Source organism: Erwinia sp. PsM31 (assembly GCF_030433775.1).
Taxonomy (GTDB): Bacteria; Pseudomonadota; Gammaproteobacteria; order Enterobacterales; family Enterobacteriaceae; genus Erwinia; species Erwinia aeris.
This window is the reverse complement of the sequence record NZ_JARUWZ010000007.1, coordinates 1-18,597: the sequence shown is the minus strand read 5'-3', so window position 1 is coordinate 18,597 and position 18,597 is coordinate 1. Positions and strand designations below refer to the sequence as shown.

15 protein-coding genes are annotated in these 18,597 nt (G+C 52.8%); 4 read left to right on the top strand and 11 right to left on the bottom strand.

The features are described 5' to 3' along the window. The 5 genes from oppC to QCD69_RS07835 form a co-directional block, all read right to left on the bottom strand. Nucleotides 1–909 carry an oligopeptide ABC transporter permease OppC gene (gene oppC, locus QCD69_RS07855; RefSeq protein ID WP_125287740.1) on the bottom strand — a complete coding sequence of 303 codons (909 nt, stop codon included), beginning with the start codon at nucleotides 907–909 and terminating at the stop codon, nucleotides 1–3. 14 nt (nucleotides 910–923) lie between these two features. Further along, nucleotides 924–1,844 (bottom strand): oligopeptide ABC transporter permease OppB, encoded by a 921-nt coding sequence (gene oppB / locus QCD69_RS07850; RefSeq protein WP_253453790.1) that lies wholly within the window; start codon nucleotides 1,842–1,844, stop codon nucleotides 924–926. 77 nt (nucleotides 1,845–1,921) lie between these two features. Then, nucleotides 1,922–3,550, bottom strand: a complete 1,629-nt coding sequence (gene oppA / locus QCD69_RS07845) for an oligopeptide ABC transporter substrate-binding protein OppA (protein ID WP_253453788.1) — start codon at nucleotides 3,548–3,550, stop codon at nucleotides 1,922–1,924. Nucleotides 3,551–3,696: 146 nt separating this feature from the next. After that, nucleotides 3,697–5,316 carry an ABC transporter substrate-binding protein gene (locus QCD69_RS07840; RefSeq protein WP_301251625.1) on the bottom strand — a complete coding sequence of 540 codons (1,620 nt, stop codon included), beginning with the start codon at nucleotides 5,314–5,316 and terminating at the stop codon, nucleotides 3,697–3,699. Nucleotides 5,317–5,911: 595 nt separating this feature from the next. Then, nucleotides 5,912–6,559: a YchE family NAAT transporter gene (locus QCD69_RS07835; protein ID WP_125287744.1), complete on the bottom strand. Its 648-nt coding sequence runs from the start codon at nucleotides 6,557–6,559 to the stop codon at nucleotides 5,912–5,914. A gap of 457 nt (nucleotides 6,560–7,016) precedes the next feature. Between QCD69_RS07835 and adhE the strand changes: the two genes are divergently transcribed. After that, entirely contained in the window at nucleotides 7,017–9,692 is a 2,676-nt protein-coding gene (adhE, locus tag QCD69_RS07830) for a bifunctional acetaldehyde-CoA/alcohol dehydrogenase (protein WP_301251624.1), read from the top strand. Nucleotides 9,693–9,812: 120 nt separating this feature from the next. Here adhE and tdk read toward each other — a convergent pair whose 3' ends face one another. Beyond that, nucleotides 9,813–10,436, bottom strand: coding sequence for a thymidine kinase (gene tdk / locus QCD69_RS07825; RefSeq protein ID WP_125287746.1), 624 nt, complete (start codon nucleotides 10,434–10,436; stop codon nucleotides 9,813–9,815). 515 nt (nucleotides 10,437–10,951) lie between these two features. Here tdk and hns point away from each other — a divergent pair. Beyond that, entirely contained in the window at nucleotides 10,952–11,359 is a 408-nt protein-coding gene (gene hns / locus QCD69_RS07820) for a histone-like nucleoid-structuring protein H-NS (RefSeq protein WP_253453780.1), read from the top strand. Between the two features lie 73 nt (nucleotides 11,360–11,432). Here hns and QCD69_RS07815 read toward each other — a convergent pair whose 3' ends face one another. The 5 genes from QCD69_RS07815 to rssA all read right to left on the bottom strand — a co-directional run bounded on the left by QCD69_RS07815 (nucleotide 11,433) and on the right by rssA (nucleotide 16,936). Continuing rightward, entirely contained in the window at nucleotides 11,433–12,440 is a 1,008-nt protein-coding gene (locus tag QCD69_RS07815; RefSeq protein WP_301251623.1) for an NAD-dependent epimerase, read from the bottom strand. Between the two features lie 14 nt (nucleotides 12,441–12,454). After that, on the bottom strand, nucleotides 12,455–13,795 hold the full coding sequence (locus QCD69_RS07810) for a UDP-glucose dehydrogenase family protein (protein ID WP_253453776.1): 1,341 nt from the start codon (nucleotides 13,793–13,795) through the stop codon (nucleotides 12,455–12,457). A 27-nt stretch (nucleotides 13,796–13,822) separates the two neighbouring features. Further along, nucleotides 13,823–14,731: a UTP--glucose-1-phosphate uridylyltransferase GalU gene (gene galU, locus QCD69_RS07805; protein ID WP_125287750.1), complete on the bottom strand. Its 909-nt coding sequence runs from the start codon at nucleotides 14,729–14,731 to the stop codon at nucleotides 13,823–13,825. 194 nt (nucleotides 14,732–14,925) lie between these two features. Further along, nucleotides 14,926–15,939 (bottom strand): two-component system response regulator RssB, encoded by a 1,014-nt coding sequence (gene rssB / locus QCD69_RS07800; protein ID WP_301251621.1) that lies wholly within the window; start codon nucleotides 15,937–15,939, stop codon nucleotides 14,926–14,928. 79 nt (nucleotides 15,940–16,018) lie between these two features. Further along, entirely contained in the window at nucleotides 16,019–16,936 is a 918-nt protein-coding gene (rssA, locus tag QCD69_RS07795) for a patatin-like phospholipase RssA (protein WP_253453773.1), read from the bottom strand. A gap of 104 nt (nucleotides 16,937–17,040) precedes the next feature. Here rssA and QCD69_RS07790 point away from each other — a divergent pair, with 104 nt between their 5' ends. Both QCD69_RS07790 and purU read left to right on the top strand, forming a co-directional pair. Continuing rightward, a complete protein-coding gene (locus QCD69_RS07790; RefSeq protein ID WP_253453771.1) occupies nucleotides 17,041–17,499 on the top strand; it encodes a YchJ family protein in 459 nt (152 codons plus the stop codon). 48 nt (nucleotides 17,500–17,547) lie between these two features. Further along, complete coding sequence (gene purU / locus QCD69_RS07785; protein WP_125287754.1) at nucleotides 17,548–18,396, top strand: formyltetrahydrofolate deformylase; 849 nt, start codon at nucleotides 17,548–17,550, stop codon at nucleotides 18,394–18,396. Nucleotides 18,397–18,597 lie beyond the last annotated feature (201 nt).

Here is an 18,597-nt window from a genome sequence, read left to right as displayed (position 1 = left end):
TTAGCGATCTTTCGGGTCGAGGGCATCACGCAGACCATCGCCGATAAAGTTGAAACAGAACAGCGTCACCACCAGAAAACCGGCCGGGAACAGCAGCAGCCACGGCGAGACTTCCATCGAGTTGGCGCCGTCGCTGAGCAGCGCGCCCCAGCTGCTCAACGGCTCCTGCGTGCCCAGGCCTAAGAAGCTGAGGAAGGATTCAAACAGGATCATGCTCGGCACCAGCAGCGAGGCATAAACCACCACCACGCCCAGCACGTTAGGCACGATATGGCGCAGCACGATGCTGGCGGTAGAGACGCCGCCGACATGCGCCGCCTCGATAAACTCTTTGCGCTTCAGGCTCAGCGTCTGGCCGCGCACGATACGCGCCATATCCAGCCAGGAAACCAGCCCGATCGCCACGAAAATCAGCAGGATATTACGGCCAAAAAAGGTCACCAGCAGGATCACGAAGAACATAAACGGAAAGGAGTTAAGGATTTCCAGCAGGCGCATCATCACCGAATCGACTTTGCCGCCAAGGTAACCGGCCAGCGAGCCGTAAAGCGTGCCCACCAGCACCGCCACCAGCGCGGAAGCGATGCCGACCATCAGCGAGATCCGTCCGCCGATCGCCACGCGCACCAGCAGATCGCGTCCCGACGAGTCCGTGCCGAAGTAGTGCTTAGACACCATATCCGGCGCGCTGGACATCATGCCCCAGTCGGTATCATCGTAGGTGAACGAGGAGAGCATGGGCGCGAAGATCACAAAGAGCGCAATCAGCACCAGCACGCTCAGGCTGGCCAGCGCCGCCCGGTTATGAATAAAGCGACGGCGGGCGTCCTGCCACAGGCTGCGGCCTTCGATCTCCAGCTTTTCGCTAAAGGCGTCGAGAGCTTCGCTGTTTTTCTTACTCAGTATCATGGCGAACTCCGCGATTAATAACGAATTTTTGGATCGATAACCGCATAAAGCACGTCAACGATCGCGTTAAAAAGAATGGTCAACACGCCGACCAGAATGGTCAGGCTGAGCACCAGCGAGTAGTCGCGGTTCAGCGCGCCATTCACGAACAGCTGCCCAATGCCCGGCAGGCCGTAAATGGTTTCGATAACCATTGAACCGGTAATAATGCCGACAAACGCCGGGCCAAGGTAGGAGAGCACCGGCAGCATCGCAGGCTTCAACGCGTGGCGCAGAATAATGCGGCGCATCGGCAGCCCTTTCGCGCGCGCCGTGCGGATAAAGTTGGCGTGAAGCACCTCGATCATCGATCCGCGCGTGATGCGGGCGATACTGGCGATATAGGCCAGCGACAGCGCCACCATCGGCAAAATCATGTACTGGATAGCCCCGCCGTTCCAGCCGCCGCCCGGCAGCCATTTCAGCACGATGGCGAACACCAGCACCAGCAGCGGCGCCACCACAAAGCTGGGGATCACCACGCCGGTCATCGCCACGCCCATCACCAGGAAATCCCATTTGCTGTTCTGCTTCAGCGCGGCTATTACGCCCGCCGTCACGCCCAGCACAATCGCCAGGATAAAAGCAGCAAAACCCAGTTTGGCCGATACCGGAAAGGCGTGTCCGACCAGGTAGTTGACCGAATAGTCTTTGTATTTAAACGACGGCCCAAAGTCGCCGCGCGCCAGCTGGATCAAATAGTCCAGATACTGTTTCCAGATGGGATCGTTTAAATGATATTTGGCTTCGATGTTCGCCATCACTTCGGGCGACAGCGTACGCTCGCCGGTAAAAGGGCTGCCGGGTGCGAGGCGCATCATAAAGAAAGAGATAGTAATCAGGATCAGTAACGTCGGAATCGCTTCCAGAAAACGACGAAAAATAAATTTTAACATTGCCCGTACCTGCTGGCCTGTGCTTCAGCACTGCTCAAAAGAATTACATGGGGGAAGCGTTCCTTCCCCCGATTTTTTTAGTGTTTGATGATGTAGAGATTTTTATCGTACAGATAGTTCAACGGATCTTTGCCGGTATAGCCGCCGACGTAAGGCTTAACCAGGCGCGTATTGGCGTAGTAGAACACCGGCGCGATGGTCGAATCTTTATCCAGCTGCTGCTCCGCCTGGGTATAAGCTTTGCTGCGGGCCGCTTCGTCGCTGGCCGCCATGGCCGACGCCATAATTTTGTCGAAGGCTGGCGATTTATAGTGCGAGGTATTGTTGCTGCTGTCGGAGAGCATGGTGTTCAGGAACGAGGTCGGCTCGTTATAGTCCGCACACCAGGCGGCGCGCGCCACGTCAAAATTGCCCTGATGACGGGTATCCAGGAAGGTTTTCCACTCCTGGTTATTCAGCTTGATATTGACGCCCAGGTTTTTCTTCCAGATCGACGAGACGGCGATAGCCAGCTTCTTATGCAGATCGGAAGTGTTATAAAGCAGCTCGAAGGTCAGCGGCTTGTCGGCAGTGTAGCCCGCTTCCGCCAGCAGTTTTTTCGCCTCTTCGTTACGCTTCTCCTGCGTCCAGCTCATCCATTCCGGCTTGACTAAATCGGCGCCGTCAATGGCCGGCGGTGTATAGCTCCAGGCGGGCTGCTGACCCTGCGCCAGCACTTTGTTGACCATGATATCGCGGTCCAGCCCCAGCTTCAGCGCGGTGCGGACTCGAGGATCGTTAAAAGGCGCTTTCTGATTGTTGAGTTCGTAATAATAGGTGCAGAGATAAGGATCGACGCGCAATTCCTTCGGATTCTCTTTTTGCAGCTTTTTAAACAGCTCGATCGGCAGGTTGGTGTAGGTCATATCGCTGCCGTTGCTGCTGAAGTAGCGGTTAACGTCGTTAACTTCAGAAGGGATCGGCAGGAAGGTAACCTTATCGAGCACGGTATGCGCGTTGTCCCAATACTGCGGGTTGCGCACCACGACGATGCGCTCGTTAATAATGTGTTCCTGTAACTTATAAGCGCCGTTGCCGACCCAGTTTTCCGGCTGCGTCCACTTTTCGCCAGCCTTGTCGATAGCGGGTTTATAAACCGGCGACATGGATGGATGGATCAGCAGCTTATAAAAATAAGGCACCGATTCGGTCAAAGTGACCTGAAGCGTGTGCGCATCAAGCGCCTTTACGCCCAGCTGGTCGGGCTTCTGCTTGCCCGCGATAATATCGTCGATATTGGCCAGATGCCCGTATTGCAGGTAGCTGGCGTAAGGCGATGCCGTTTTAGGATCGGCCAGGCGCTGCCAGCTGTAGACGAAATCCTGTGCGGTGACCGGCTCGCCGTTAGACCATTTAGCGTTGTTGCGCAGATGGAAAGTCCAGACTTTGCCGTCCTTGTTTTCCCAGCTTTCCGCCACGCCCGGAATGGGATGGCCGTTGGTGTCGTTGATCAGCAGCCCTTCCAGCAGGTCGTAGCTGACGTTAGATTCCGGCACGCCTTCAATTTTATGGGGATCCAGCGACTGCACTTCGTCGCCGTTGCCTTTAATCAGCTCCTGCTTAGCGGCAAGCTGCACGCCTGCGGGCACCGTAGCGGCCGATGCCATGCCGGTCAGCGCGCTCAGAATACCCAGCGCCAGCAGGCGCTTTTTCGTGATGTTGGTCATTTTGCTACTCCAGTTTTTATTATTACCGGGACGCTTTAGCTATCCCTCTTTGCCGGGCCACGGCTCATGACGGGGAACGAATACGTCACGGCCGTTTTTTATTTGCCCTGGCTGCTGTCATCACTAGCTATTACCTTCCTTACAAATCAATGCTTTATAATATATAAATATTTTATATCCGGCTGATCCTGCGGATCTTTACCGGTAAAACCGCCAACCCAGGGCTTGATCAACCTTGCGCTGACGCGGTAATAGACGGGAACGATAGCGGAATCGCGATCGAGCTGCTGCTCGGCCTGCTGATAAAGCGAGGCGCGCTGTGCGGCATCACCAGCCGACAGCGTTTTTGCCAACAGCTTGTCGAATTTATCGCTTTTATAAAACGCCGTGTTGTTGGAAGACTGGCTCTGCATGGCGTTAAGAAAGGTGGAAGGCTCGTTGTAGTCGGCGCACCAGGTAGCGCGAGCCACCTCAAAATCGCCCTGATGCCGGGTATCCAGCATGGTTTTCCACTCCTGATTATCCAGCGTGACCTGCGCACCCAGGTTTTTCTGCCACATTGAAGCCGCAGCGATAGCCTGCTTTTTATTTAAATCGGACGTGTTATAAAGCAGCCGGAAACGCAGCGGTTTTTCCGCGCTGTAGCCTGCCTCGCTCAGCAAGGCCTTCGCCTGTTCGTTGCGCTGTTGCTGCGTCAGCTTCATCCAGGCCGGTGGAGGTAAGTCCGCGCCGTCAATAAAAGGCGGCGTAAACCCGCCCGCCGGGATCTGCCCCTGCCCCATAATCTTGTTGGCGATAATATCGCGATCCAGGGTCAGCTTGACCGCTGTACGCACGCGCGGATCGTTAAACGGCGGTCGCTTATTATTCAGTTCATAATAGAAGGTGCACAGCAGCGGGCTGACGCGCACCTGAGTGCCCAGCGTTTTCTTCAGCATGGGGAAAAGCTCGGGCGGCAGCACGCTGTTGGTCATATCGATTTCGCCGCTGCGATAGCGGTTAACATCGGTCGCTTCAGACGTTATGGGCAGAAAGGTGGCCGTTTCGATAGTGGTCTGCGCATTGTTCCAGTAGTGAGGATTGCGCTTCATCACGATTTTTTCGTTGATTACCCAGTCGCTGAGGGTATAAGCGCCGTTGCCGACGTAGTGCGCAGGCTGCGTCCACTTCTCGCCCCACTGTTCGACGGCTTTACGGTTTACCGGCTTCAGTGCCGCGTAGGCCGCCAGCGCGATAAAATAAGGTACCGGCTCGCTCAGCACTATCTGTAGATGAGTGTCGTCAACCGCGCGGATGCCAAGACTTGTCGGTGGTTTTTTTCCGGCCAGGATCTCGTCAATGTTTTCAATATGCGCGTATTGCAGATAGCTGGCATAGGGTGAAGCCGTATGCGGATCGGCCAGGCGCTGCCAGCTGTAAACGAAATCCTGTGCGGTTACCGGCTCGCCGTTGCTCCACGTGGCCTTACGCAGCGTAAAATTCCAGACCTTGCCCGCCTCGCTGTGCCAGCTCTCGGCCATACCCGGCACGATATGGCCATTGTTGTCGGTCGCCACCAGCCCTTCCAGCAGGTTGATCACCACGTTGCTTTCCGGCACGCCCTCAATTTTTTGCGGGTCGAGCGTGGAGACTTCGCCGCCGTTATTAATCGTGATGCTTTGCTGCGGGGCCAGTGCAATGCCTGCGGGCGCAGCGCTCAGGGAGGAAGCGGTCAACGCGCTACAGACAGCGACGGCCAGCTTCAGAGGCTTCAGCAATAATCTCATTAAACGATTTCTACCTCTGTACGAAAATTTCTGACGTAAACGTTGCCTGACAGGCTTTGCACATCTGATGCCAGTTTTGTCCGCTGCAGCAAAACCTATCAGATGCCGACTTTTCGCGCCAAGGTAAAATAACGAAAATGTTAACCAATTCGCTTTTATTACGCAGAAGTTAACGAATACATAACTTATTTTGAACAAAAAACAAAAGGCAACCCTTTGATTTGGAAATAATTTCTTTAAAAATCCGCTATTTCTTGCCGTTATTTGTATGTTGCAGCAGAGATGAGGCTTTAACCCCTATTTCTCAGCATAAAATAATAGATGAAACCTTTATCATGACATTTACTGTGTGATGCACGCATCATAACAGCGATAAAATTTGTTATTGAAATAACATTTTCTGATGAGCTTCTGAAAAAAGGTTATTTTTCAGTAATTACATTAATAATCTGCGCAGCTGGTTAAGCCAGAAGAATACTCGCACCAAAAAAGGTCAGCGCGGCACTCTTTTGCACAATTTTGGGGCGCCATTTTATTGCATCGGTGAATTAAGCGCAGATTATGCCTCTACAGGCCCGTTTTATAGTGAGGAGTTTTATCCCACCAGCCCCGGAAACAGCGCCCTGACGCCGGTGACGATAAATTCGATACCCAACGCCATCAGCAACAGCCCCATAATACGGGTGATAACGTTGATTCCTGTCTGCCCCAGCGCCCTGACCATCAGCGGTGCCGCGCGAAACAGCAGCCAGCAGCAGACGGCGAAAAGCGCAATCGCCACGCTAAAGCCAAGCAGGTTTACCCAGCTGTGATAGCGGGTGCTCCAGACAATGGTCGAGCTGATGGCGCCAGGCCCCGCCATTAAAGGCAGCGCCAGCGGCACTACGCCCACGCTTTCGCGCACGGCGGTTTCTGTTTTTTCCTGCTTGTTCTGTTTATCCTCGCCCAGCTTGCCGCTGATCATCGACATCGCGATAGTCACCACCAGTATTCCGCCCGCAATGCGGAAAGAATCAATCGAGATACCGAACAGATGCAGAATGGCGTCGCCTAAAAATAGCGAGGTCCAGAGAATAATGGCGACGGAAAGGCTGGCCGTCAGGTTGGTTTTGTTACGGGCTGCCGGCAGCTGATAGCTGGTCATACTGATAAAGACGGGAATAATGCCGACCGGGTTTACCAGCGCAAAAAGCCCGACGAAAAATTTTATATAGCCTGAAAGATCGAGGATGGTCGGGTTCACGCTTTACTCCAGTAAGGGGGATGTCGCTTAACGCGTCGGTCAAGCCCGGGCTGCCGTAGATTTGCTCCCTCCGACAGCTGTTTAAGCAGTTAATTACTCTAATAATTCATATATTAGCAAACTATAGCGCTAATAATTTAGCCTGTTCGGCAAATGTAGCCTATTGAAAATTCAGGTAACAGGCCGCAAGGCTGATGCTGAAAGGTGTCAGCATGAATGCTTCTTGATCTACATCAAAATCATCGGCCAGACCTGTGCGTACTATTGTACTCAGTAAACGGAATTACCCGCAGATTCACCGCCTGTAACGGTAATGATGCGTAGACTCTTTTAGTAAACCTGTAGAACCTGGAAACCAAAAAGCCAGCACGTTTCGGTAACAACCAGGCGCCCTTGTCTATAATTGACAGTTCTGACTTGTTTACTAACAGAGTTTAACTTTCATCAGGAGAGCATTATGACCGTTACTAACGTTGCTGAGCTTAACGCACTGGTCGAACGTGTAAAGAAAGCCCAGCGAGAGTACGCGAATTTCACTCAGGAACAGGTCGACAAGATTTTCCGCGCTGCCGCTCTGGCTGCTGCCGACGCCCGCATTCCTCTGGCTAAAATGGCCGTAGCGGAATCCGGAATGGGGATTGTTGAAGATAAAGTCATCAAAAACCATTTTGCCTCTGAATATATCTATAACGCTTATAAAGATGAGAAAACCTGCGGTATTCTCGACACTGATGACACCTTCGGCACCATCACTATCGCCGAACCTACCGGCCTGATCTGCGGCATTGTACCCACCACTAACCCAACGTCCACCGCTATTTTTAAAGCGCTGATTAGCCTTAAAACCCGCAACGGTATTATCTTTTCTCCGCACCCGCGCGCTAAAGACGCCACCAACAAAGCGGCGGACATCGTGCTGCAGGCAGCTATTGCCGCCGGTGCACCAAAAGATATTATCGGCTGGATTGACGCGCCTTCCGTGGAGCTTTCCAATCAGCTGATGCACCATCCGGATATTAACCTGATCCTTGCGACCGGCGGGCCAGGCATGGTGAAAGCGGCCTATAGCTCCGGTAAACCGGCTATCGGCGTCGGTGCCGGTAATACTCCGGTCGTGATTGACGAGACGGCGGATATCAAACGCGCCGTAGCTTCCATCCTGATGTCTAAAACCTTCGATAACGGCGTAATCTGCGCCTCTGAACAATCTGTTATCGTGGTGGATTCCGCCTACGACGCCGTACGCGAACGCTTCGCCAGCCACGGCGGCTATCTGCTGCAGGGCAAAGAGCTGAAAGCTGTACAGGATATCATCCTGAAAAACGGCGGTCTGAACGCGGCGATTGTGGGCCAGCCAGCGGTGAAAATTGCCGAAATGGCAGGTATCAGCGTACCGTCCAGCACTAAGATCCTGATTGGCGAAGTGAAGCTGGTCGATGAGTCCGAACCTTTCGCGCATGAAAAACTTTCCCCTACGCTTGCCATGTACCGTGCAAAAGATTTTGAAGACGCGGTCAGCAAAGCGGAGAAACTGGTGGCGATGGGCGGTATCGGTCACACCTCCTGCCTGTACACCGATCAGGATAACGAGCGTGAGCGCGTTAACTACTTCGGCGACAGAATGAAAACCGCGCGTATTCTGATTAATACCCCGGCTTCGCAGGGCGGCATCGGCGACCTGTATAACTTTAAACTTGCTCCGTCACTGACGCTCGGCTGCGGCTCCTGGGGCGGCAACTCTATCTCCGAGAACGTAGGACCTAAACATCTGATCAACAAGAAAACCGTGGCCAAGCGAGCAGAAAATATGTTGTGGCATAAACTTCCTAAGTCTATCTACTTCCGCCGCGGTTCCCTGCCTATCGCCATGGAAGAAGTGGCGACCGACGGTGCCAAACGCGCCTTTATCGTTACCGACCGTTACCTGTTTAACAACGGCTATGCGGATCAGGTGGTATCGGTATTGAAATCTCACGGCCTTGAAACCGAAGTGTTCTTTGAAGTCGAAGCCGATCCGACGCTGAGCATCGTGCGTAAGGGCGCGGAGCAGATGAACTCCTTCAAACCAGACGTGATTATTGCTCTCGGCGGCGGTTCGCCAATGGATGCGGCAAAAATTATGTGGGTGATGTACGAGCATCCCGAAACCCATTTCGAAGAGCTGGCGCTGCGCTTTATGGATATCCGTAAACGTATCTATAAGTTCCCGAAAATGGGCGTGAAGGCGAAGATGATTGCCATTACCACTACGTCCGGCACCGGTTCAGAAGTTACGCCTTTTGCGGTGGTGACCGATGACGCGACCGGCCAGAAATATCCGCTGGCTGACTATGCGCTGACGCCGGATATGGCTATCGTTGACGCCAACCTGGTGATGAACATGCCGAAGTCACTGTGCGCTTTTGGCGGTCTGGATGCCGTGACCCACGCGCTGGAAGCCTATGTTTCCGTGCTTGCTAACGAATATTCCGACGGCCAGGCGCTCCAGGCGCTGAAGCTGCTGCAGGAAAATTTACCGGCGAGCTATCGTGACGGCGCGAAAAACCCTGTTGCTCGTGAGCGCGTCCATAACGCCGCGACCATCGCCGGTATCGCTTTTGCCAACGCCTTCCTTGGCGTCTGCCACTCCATGGCGCACAAGTTAGGCTCTGAGTTCCATATTCCACACGGTCTGGCTAACGCCCTGCTGATCAGCAACGTTATCCGCTACAACGCTAACGATAACCCAACCAAGCAGACGGCGTTCAGCCAGTACGATCGTCCGCAGGCTCGCCGCCGCTATGCTGAAATAGCCGACCATTTGCGTCTTAGCGCGCCTGGCGACCGCACCGCGCAGAAAATTGAAAAACTGCTTGCGTGGCTCGAAGGAATGAAAGCGGAACTGGGTATTCCTAAATCGATTCGCGAGGCTGGCGTACAGGAAGCGGACTTCCTGGCAAAAGTGGATAAGCTGGCGGAAGATGCCTTTGACGATCAGTGTACCGGTGCTAACCCGCGCTATCCGCTGATTGCCGAGCTGAAGCAAATTATGATGGATACCTTCTACGGTCGTGAATACGTAGAGCCTTTCGATTCCGTAGCCGAAGCCCTGGTGGCGCAGCCGGTCGAAATGCGCAAGAAAGTGAAAAAATAATCTAACCTGACTGAAACCCGCCGCAAGGCGGGTTTTTTTTATCCTTAAGCCGGGCTAATCATCCTGCGCACATCAGGCGTTAAGAACCGCTCTGGTTTTGTCGCATCGCCTTTCCCCTTTTCAGGCTGGCTTGCGGCCTTTTTCCCCGTAAACCGCCTCCAGCGAGTGCTGCTCAAGCGCCGCCTTATAATGCTTACGGCAGACCGAGACGTAGCGCTCGTTGCCGCCGATCACTACCTGCTCGCCCTCATCGTAAGGCTCGCCGTTTTCATCGACTCTTAATACCATTCCCGCTTTTCTTCCGCAGTGGCAAACTGTTTTCAGCTCGACAAGCTTGTCGGCCCAGGCAAGAAGATAGTGGCTACCGCTAAATAACTCCCCGCGAAAATCGGTTCGCAAACCATAACAGAGAACCGGGATATCCAGATTATCCACCACGTCAGATAACGCTTTTACCTGCTCTCTGGTCAGAAATTGCGATTCATCTATCAGCACGCAGTGAACCGGTTCCATTTGCTGTTCTGCTTTTATCTCATCAAAAAGTGCCGTGTCGTTATTATACAATTTTGCTGGAGAAGAAAGGCCAATACGCGAACTCACTTTGCCCGATCCAAAACGATTATCAATTTCTGCTGTATAGACCAGCGTGCGCATCCCGCGCTCATGATAGTTATATGAGGACTGCAATAGCGCAGTCGATTTACCTGCATTCATTACGGAATAATAAAAATAAAGCTGAGCCATCTGGCCTTGCTCCGAATTAAAGTTTAACGGGTTAAGATTATTGTATCACACTCATCAAAGACCAGGATGACCCTGCGGCGCGCCTTTTTCGTGCAGTATTGCGTAGCCGCTGGCGTAAAGACTGTACTAATGGACAGGCGAAATCGCCGGCCCCTTTTCGCAACGGGTTTTACCGCGGCTATTTTTATCGCATTTAACGATTAAAAAAAGGATTGTGATCTTGCTATTATTCACTGCGTTTTCTGTGGGTTAGCTTTGAACACCATTTAGCAAAACAAGCCTACAACTTTGATTATAATTCCAGGCGTTGGGGTAAGCTGAAGTGGTTATCTGTTGCAACAATCAATCTTTTATTCATCTTAAGCCTATTTGTCCAGGGCTTAATAAGGGATTGTCAGCGTCGAAAGATAAACACATTTCTTTCCCTTACAAAATTAGCTATTGCAGTTCATTATGACGCACTCTATTATTATCAGGCAGAACATTCCCCCATTATAATTTTTGAGATTAGAACAATGAGCGAAGCACTTAAAATTTTGAACAACATCCGTACTCTGCGTGCACAGGCCAGAGAATGCTCGCTGGAAACTTTAGAAGAGATGCTGGAGAAGCTGGAAGTTGTTGTGCACGAACGCCGTGATGAAGAGAGCCACGCTCAGGCTGAAATCGAAGAGCGTACCCGTAAACTGCAGCAATATCGTGAAATGCTGATTGCCGACGGCATCGATCCTAATGAACTGCTTGCTACGCAGAACGCTGCAAAAAGCGTGGGTAAAGCCAAGCGCGCTGCCCGTCCTGCCAAGTATAAATATGTGGATGAAAATGGCGAAACGAAAACCTGGACCGGCCAGGGTCGTACGCCAGCCGTAATCAAAAAAGCTATCGAAGAACAGGGTAAAAAACTCGAAGATTTCATGCTGTAAATTTCTTCAGCGGATGAATTTTCATCCGGGCTACATAAAAAAAGGAAGCCGAAGCTTCCTTTTTTTATTACCGTTATACCTGATAGAAAGTGCGATACCAGTTAACAAATCGACTTACGCCTTCCTCTACACCAGTCTGTGGCTTAAATCCAATCGCCTTATAAAGCGCCGTGGTATCCGCGCTGGTCTCCAGCACGTCGCCTGGCTGCATAGGCAGCATGTTTTTCTCGGCGGTCATGCCTAACGCTTTCTCCAGCGCCTCGATATAAGCCATTAACGTCACCGGGCTGCTGTTGCCGATATTATAGACGCGATACGGCGCCGAACTGGTCGCCGGGCTGCTGCTTTCTACTGTCCAGCTGGCGTCTGGCTGAGGAATAACGTCCTGCAGACGTACGATGGCCTCGGCAATATCGTCGATATAGGTGAAGTCGCGGCGCATCTGGCCATTGTTATATACGTCAATCTTTTCACCCGCAATCATGGCGCGGGTAAACTTAAACAAGGCCATATCAGGGCGTCCCCACGGGCCGTAGACGGTGAAAAACCGCAGGCCAGTAGTTGGGATGCCATAAAGATGAGAATAGGTATGAGACATCAGCTCATTGGCTTTTTTAGTCGCCGCATACAGGGAAACCGGATGGTCTACCGTATCGTCGGTTGAGAACGGCATTTTGCGGTTCAGGCCATATACGGAGCTGGAAGAAGCATAAAGCAGATGACCGACTTTATTATGGCGGCATCCTTCCAGAATATTTAAATGTCCGATGAGATTGGCATCGGCATAGGCCAGCGGGTTTTCCAGCGAATAACGAACGCCTGCCTGCGCGGCCAGGTGAATAACGCGGTCAAAACCTTCGGCGGCAAAAAGCGCGGCCATCCCTTCCCTGTCGGCAAGGTCAAGCTCAATAAAAGTGAAGTTTGAAAAAGGTTTGAGTAAATCCAGGCGGGCGAGTTTGAGTTTTACATCATAATAGTCATTCAGGTTGTCGAGACCGACAACCTGGTGACCGGCGCCTGACAGGCGTTGTGCGACATGAAAACCGATAAAGCCTGCTGCGCCGGTAACCAGATATTTCATACTTCCCTCGTTAATTATGCAATTTGGATAGAAGCTCCGCGGCCGATTGCATAATAAACGAAACCGCGTTTGCTGACTCTTTCTGGATCATACAGGTTACGACCATCAAAAATCACGGGTTCTTTCAGCGCATTTTTAATGACATCAAAATCCGGCGCGCGGAAGTTTTGCCATTCGGTGCAGATAACCAGGCCATCTGCGCCCTGCAATGCCGCTTCTTTGGTGCCCATCAGCTTAAGATCGCTGCGGTGACCATAGATGCGCTGCGCTTCGTCCATCGCTTCCGGATCGAAAGCCTGAACGGAAGCCCCGGCCTGCCACAGTGCTTCCATCAGCACGCGGCTTGACGCTTCACGCATATCGTCGGTGTTTGGCTTAAAGGAGAGTCCCCACAGCGCAAAGGTTTTGCCCTGAAGGTTGTCGCCAAAGTGACGCTTGATAAAGTCCGGCAGCTTGTGCTTCTGCGAGTCGTTAACGTCTTCCACAGCCTGCAGCAGACGCGGCTTATAGCCAATCTGCTCGGCGGTGCGGATCAGCGCCTGCACGTCTTTCGGGAAGCAGGAGCCGCCGTAGCCGCAGCCAGGGTAAATAAAGGAGTAGCCGATACGGGAGTCGGAACCAATACCCTGACGCACTTTCTCGACGTCCGCACCCAGGCGTTCAGCCAGGTTGGAGATCTCGTTCATAAAGCTGATTTTTGTTGCCAGCATGCAGTTAGCCGCATACTTGGTCAGCTCGGCGCTGCGGATATCCATCAGGATCATACGATCGTGATTGCGGTTGAATGGCTCATACAGCTCGCGCAGCAGGTCTACTACCGCTTCGTTGTCGGTACCTACCACAATACGCTCAGGACGCATACAGTCGTTGACCGCCGCACCTTCCTTCAGGAATTCCGGGTTAGATACCACATCGAAAGCGATCTCTTTGCCACGCGCCTTCAGCGTTTCTTCCATCACGCCGCGCACGCGGTCAGCCGTTCCTACCGGTACGGTTGACTTGTCGATAACCACTTTATGATCGTTCATATGTTGGGCAATCGTACGCGCTACCGCGGTGACATATTTCAGATCTGCAGAGCCATCCTCATCCGGAGGCGTGCCCACAGCGATAAACTGCATAATGCCGTGGTTAACACCCTCTTCCGCATTGGTGGAGAACTTAAGGCGACCGGCCTCATAGTTCTGCATCACCAGCGGCGTCAGGCCTGGTTCAAAAATTGGAATGATCCCTTTCTTCAGATTCTCGACTTTGTTTGCGTCGACATCGATACAAAGAACGTCATGTCCGACTTCGGCCAAAACCGCAGCCTGAACCAGACCCACATAGCCGATACCAAATACGGTGACTTTCATTGAATTGTCCCGGTTAAAAAATTAATCTTATTTCTCGTTGCCAACGGTGCTTTCAAGCCATGCTTTGAAATCTGCACCCAGCGTATTATGACGCACGCCGTATTCGACGAATGCCTGCATGTAGCCCAGTTTGTTACCGCAGTCGTGGCTGATGCCTTTCAGGTGGTAAGCTTCAACGGTTTCTTTGTCCATCAGCATAGCGATAGAGTCAGTCAGCTGGATTTCATCACCTGCGCCTGGAGGCGTTTTCGCCAGCAGAGGCCAGATATCCGCAGACAGCACGTAACGACCCACAACCGCCAGGTTAGATGGCGCTTTATCTGCTTTAGGCTTCTCTACCACACCGACCATCGGCGCGCTTTCGCCCGCTTTCAGCTCTGCGCCCTGGCAGTCAACCACGCCGTATGCGGTCACGTCTTCTACAGGCTCTACCATGATCTGGCTGTGGCCGGTTTCATCGAAGCGACGCATCATGTCGGCCAGGTTGTCCTGAGCCAGGTTAGATTCGTACTCGTCGATGATAACGTCAGGCAGGATAACCGCTACCGGCTCGTTACCGACAACCGGATAAGCGCACATTACCGCGTGGCCCAGGCCTTTCGCCAGACCCTGACGTACCTGCATGATGGTCACGTGAGGCGGGCAGATAGACTGGATTTCTTCCAGCAGCTGACGCTTAACGCGTTTTTCCAGCATCGCTTCCAGCTCAAAGCTGGTATCAAAATGGTTTTCGATAGAGTTTTTAGATGAGTGCGTTACCAGCACGATCTCGGTGATACCAGCAGCGATACACTCGTTAACGACATACTGAATTAACGGCTTATCAACCAGCGGCAGCATCTCTTTAGGAATTGCTTTGGTGGCAGGTAACATACGGGTTCCCAGACCAGCAACAGGGATAACCGCTTTTTTTACTTTGGACTTATAGGCAGACATCTAAGTACCTCTCTTTAGGCCGTTCAAGTTATTACTTGATATGTCGAGTTAAAAAACGAAGTGAGTATATCAGCTGAACCCGGATGGATTTATCCTGGTTCATTCATTTCCACGCAATTTAAGACTATTACCTAAGTGTAAAGCTTATCGCTGGTCCTGTCCCTGGCACGCAGCGATAAAAAGGAAAGGGACGTTTAATCGGTGGACAACATCAGGCGCAGCCTGCCGCCGGCGCCCCACACCTGACACTGCCAGGCATCGCAGCGCTGGCTGATTTGATTAAGATGCGTACTGCCCAGCGTGCCAAGCGGAACGCCATTACTCAGCTGTATTTGATGAGAATGAATATTCAGAGTGGCGTTTAAACCAGCAGAAACCAGGATAAGGTTTTTTAATCCCTGGTGATAATAGCCGACCAGCAATGGAAATTGCCCCTGAAGGTTGGCCTGGCGTAAAAGTAAATTAACCTGTTTCAGCAAACTATTTAGCTCGGGCAGACGTTGCGCCTGACCCGAAAGCTGATCCTGAAGCAGGCCGTTAAATAATGCCCTTAATAATAACGCGGCCAACACGCCGTTATCGCCCGCGCGCGTAACGTCCAGACAATAAAAAGCCAGGTCTTTATCAGAAAGCGCCGCGACGTCGAGCACCAGGCCCGGCTGTTCCGCCATCGTCAGCTGACGATAGTTAATGCGGCAGTTAGCGATTTCCTGCTGTACCGGCGGCTGCAGCTGCTTTAACAACTTTGCCGCCGCCTGGGGATCGCGCACCAGGGCGTCCCAGTCCTGAAAGAGCTGCTCGTCCTCTTCGACTTTGGAAGTAAACATAGAGGGATAGAGGCATTCGTAAACCGCCTCGCGCAGCCTTTCCAGATCTTTTAACGGCTTCAGCAGCACATCCTGCACGCCAAGGCGCAGTACGTGTGCGATATCAGACATGTTTTCAGTGGCGGAAATCACCAGGATCGGCACGGGGTTGCCCCGGGTCCGCAGATGTTCAACCAGCTTGATACCGTTCATGCGCGGCATAGCCAGGTCGCATATCATCAGGTCAAAGACCTGGTGCTGCATACTTTCCAGAGCCTGAACGCCATCATCGGCAAGCGAGGTAGTGGCGCCCAGCGCGCTCAGAAAATTATCCAGCAGAGAACGGAAAACCACTTCGTCTTCAACTATCAGGATCTGTTTTCCGCTTAATGGCTTCTCCATTGTCCCCCCTTGTGCGCCAGATAAGTCAATAGTGGCTCAAAAACCACAATTGCGCCTCTCAGATTTGCCCGAAGTCTGTTCATTTCTCTTCCGGCATTGCGTACTGACGGACCAGCGGAAGCAATTCATCCATCTTTTTCTCTACGGCAAGCCTGCCTGCCTCAATGGCCTCTTCCGCCCGATGAAAATCCAGGGTGGAAATCTGCGGGCAGAAAGGCTGTATCAGCACATCCGGCGGATCGCCGGCCATCCGGTTGCGCTTGACTCTGTTTTCGAGCACCTGAATCGAGGTAGTCATAATTTCCATCGCTCCCGGCGTTTGATTAACTTTTTTCTGGGCTATCTCGCTCAGTTTTTGTCGCAGCTTGCCGCGCCAGCCATCGGCAGCAGCGGGCAGCTTCACGGTTTGTGGCGTAACGGAGAGTAAGTTTTGCTGCATCAGATGCGCGTCGTGCTGTAAATCGACGGCGATAACGATATCGGCGCCCAGCGCACGGGTTAAAGAAATGGGCACGGGATTGACGACGGCACCGTCCACCAGCCAGTAGCCGTTCCAGGCGACCGGCGAAAGCAGACCCGGCATACTGCATGAGGCGCGAATGGCCTGATGAAGATCCCCTTCCGTCAGCCAGAGTTCGCGTCCGGTACTGAGATTGGTGGTGACGGCGCCAAACGGCAGGCTGCAAGCCTCAATATGCGTATGCGGCAGCAGGCGACGTACATGGCTGAACACGCGCTCGCCGCGCAGCAGGCCGCCACGCTGCCAGGAGAAGTCCATCAGGCGCAGCACTTCCCAATAGCTGAAACCCTGCACCCAACCGGCGAGAAGAGGAAGACGTTGACTGGCATAAGCGGCGCCGACAAGCGCTCCCACGGAGCAACCTGCCACCACATCAATCCTGATGCCGGCTCGTTCCAGCGCCTCAATCACGCCGATATGAGCCCACCCTTTGGCTGCACCCGATCCCAGTGCCAGCCCAATCTTAACCTGTCTCATTCCACCTCTGGTGTTTGCTTAACGAACCAATGGCGCCACTCACACAGCTCGGTTACCATGACGCCCAAAACTCACTCTGCTTTTTATTATCCTCTGGAGACAACGTGTCTGAATCCTGCCCATGCTGTAGCGGATTGGAGTATAGCTTATGTTGCCAGCCCTGGCTCAATGGTGACGGCATTCCCCCTACGCCGCAAGCATTGATGCGCTCGCGCTATACCGCTTACGCCAAAGGCGATGCCGATTACCTGATTGCCACCTGGCATCCTGACTGCGATGCCGCGCGCTTCCGCGAGAGCCTGGAAGAGAGCTTTGCCGTGACCAGATGGCTTAGTTTACATATAGTTGAGGCACAAGCACCAGGGGATAATGCAGAAGGCTACGTCACCTTCTTCGCCCGTTTCTCTGAAAATCAGCGCAACAGCTTTATTCATGAGCGTTCGCGCTTTCTTCGTCTGGCGCAACGCTGGTATTATGTTGACGGAACCTTCCCCGAAACAGGGCGAAACGACCGATGCCCGTGCGGCTCCGGAAAAAAATTTAAAAAATGTTGTGGCCAGTAATGGTCCCCCGCATTCCCTCAGAATTGCTTTGACAGGATTACCATCGCAATGCAAGCGCAAACACTACAACGAAAAGTTTTACGAACCATTTGCCCTGATGCCAAAGGCCTGATCGCCAAAATTACCAGCATTTGTTACCAGCACGAGCTGAACATCGTGCAGAACAATGAGTTTGTTGATCATCGCACCGGCCGCTTTTTTATGCGCACCGAGCTGGAAGGCGTTTTTAACGATGCCACACTGCTGGCCGAGCTGGACAACGCCCTGCCTGCCGGATCGTTCAGAGAGCTGAACGCTGCGGGCCGTCGCCGCGTGGTGATCCTGGTGACGAAAGAAGCGCATTGCCTGGGCGATCTGTTAATGAAGAGCACCTATGGCGGTCTGGATGTTGAAATCGCGGCGGTTATCGGCAACCACGAAACGCTGCGGACGCTGGTCGAACGCTTTGATATTCCGTTTATTCTGGTGAGCCATGAAGGCCTGACGCGGGAAGATCACGACAATAACATGGCGGCGGAGATTGACCGTTTCCAGCCTGATTATGTGGTGCTGGCCAAGTATATGCGCGTGCTGACGCCTGCTTTTGTGCAGCGCTATCCTAATCAGATTATCAATATCCACCACTCGTTCCTGCCTGCCTTTATCGGCGCGCGGCCTTATCACCAGGCCTACGAGCGTGGTGTGAAGATTATCGGGGCTACCGCGCACTACGTTAATGACAATCTGGACGAAGGCCCGATTATCATGCAGGACGTCATCCATGTGGATCACACCTACACGGCGGAAGATATGATGCGTGCGGGACGTGACGTAGAGAAAAATGTGCTGAGCCGCGCGCTTTATCAAGTGCTGGCGCAGCGCGTATTTGTCTACGGCAATCGCACTATCATTCTGTAAAGGTTAAAGACTGCTGTTTTGTCGGACAAAGCAGCAGTCAGAATAAAAAAGCGGCAAACGCGTTATAATCGCTGAATCCGGGCTTTACAGCGGGCCAGCATTTGATATGATGCGCCCCGCTTCAGCAAGCAGGAAGCAAGGCCAGTGGTGGGGTTCCCGAGCGGCCAAAGGGAGCAGACTGTAAATCTGCCGTCATCGACT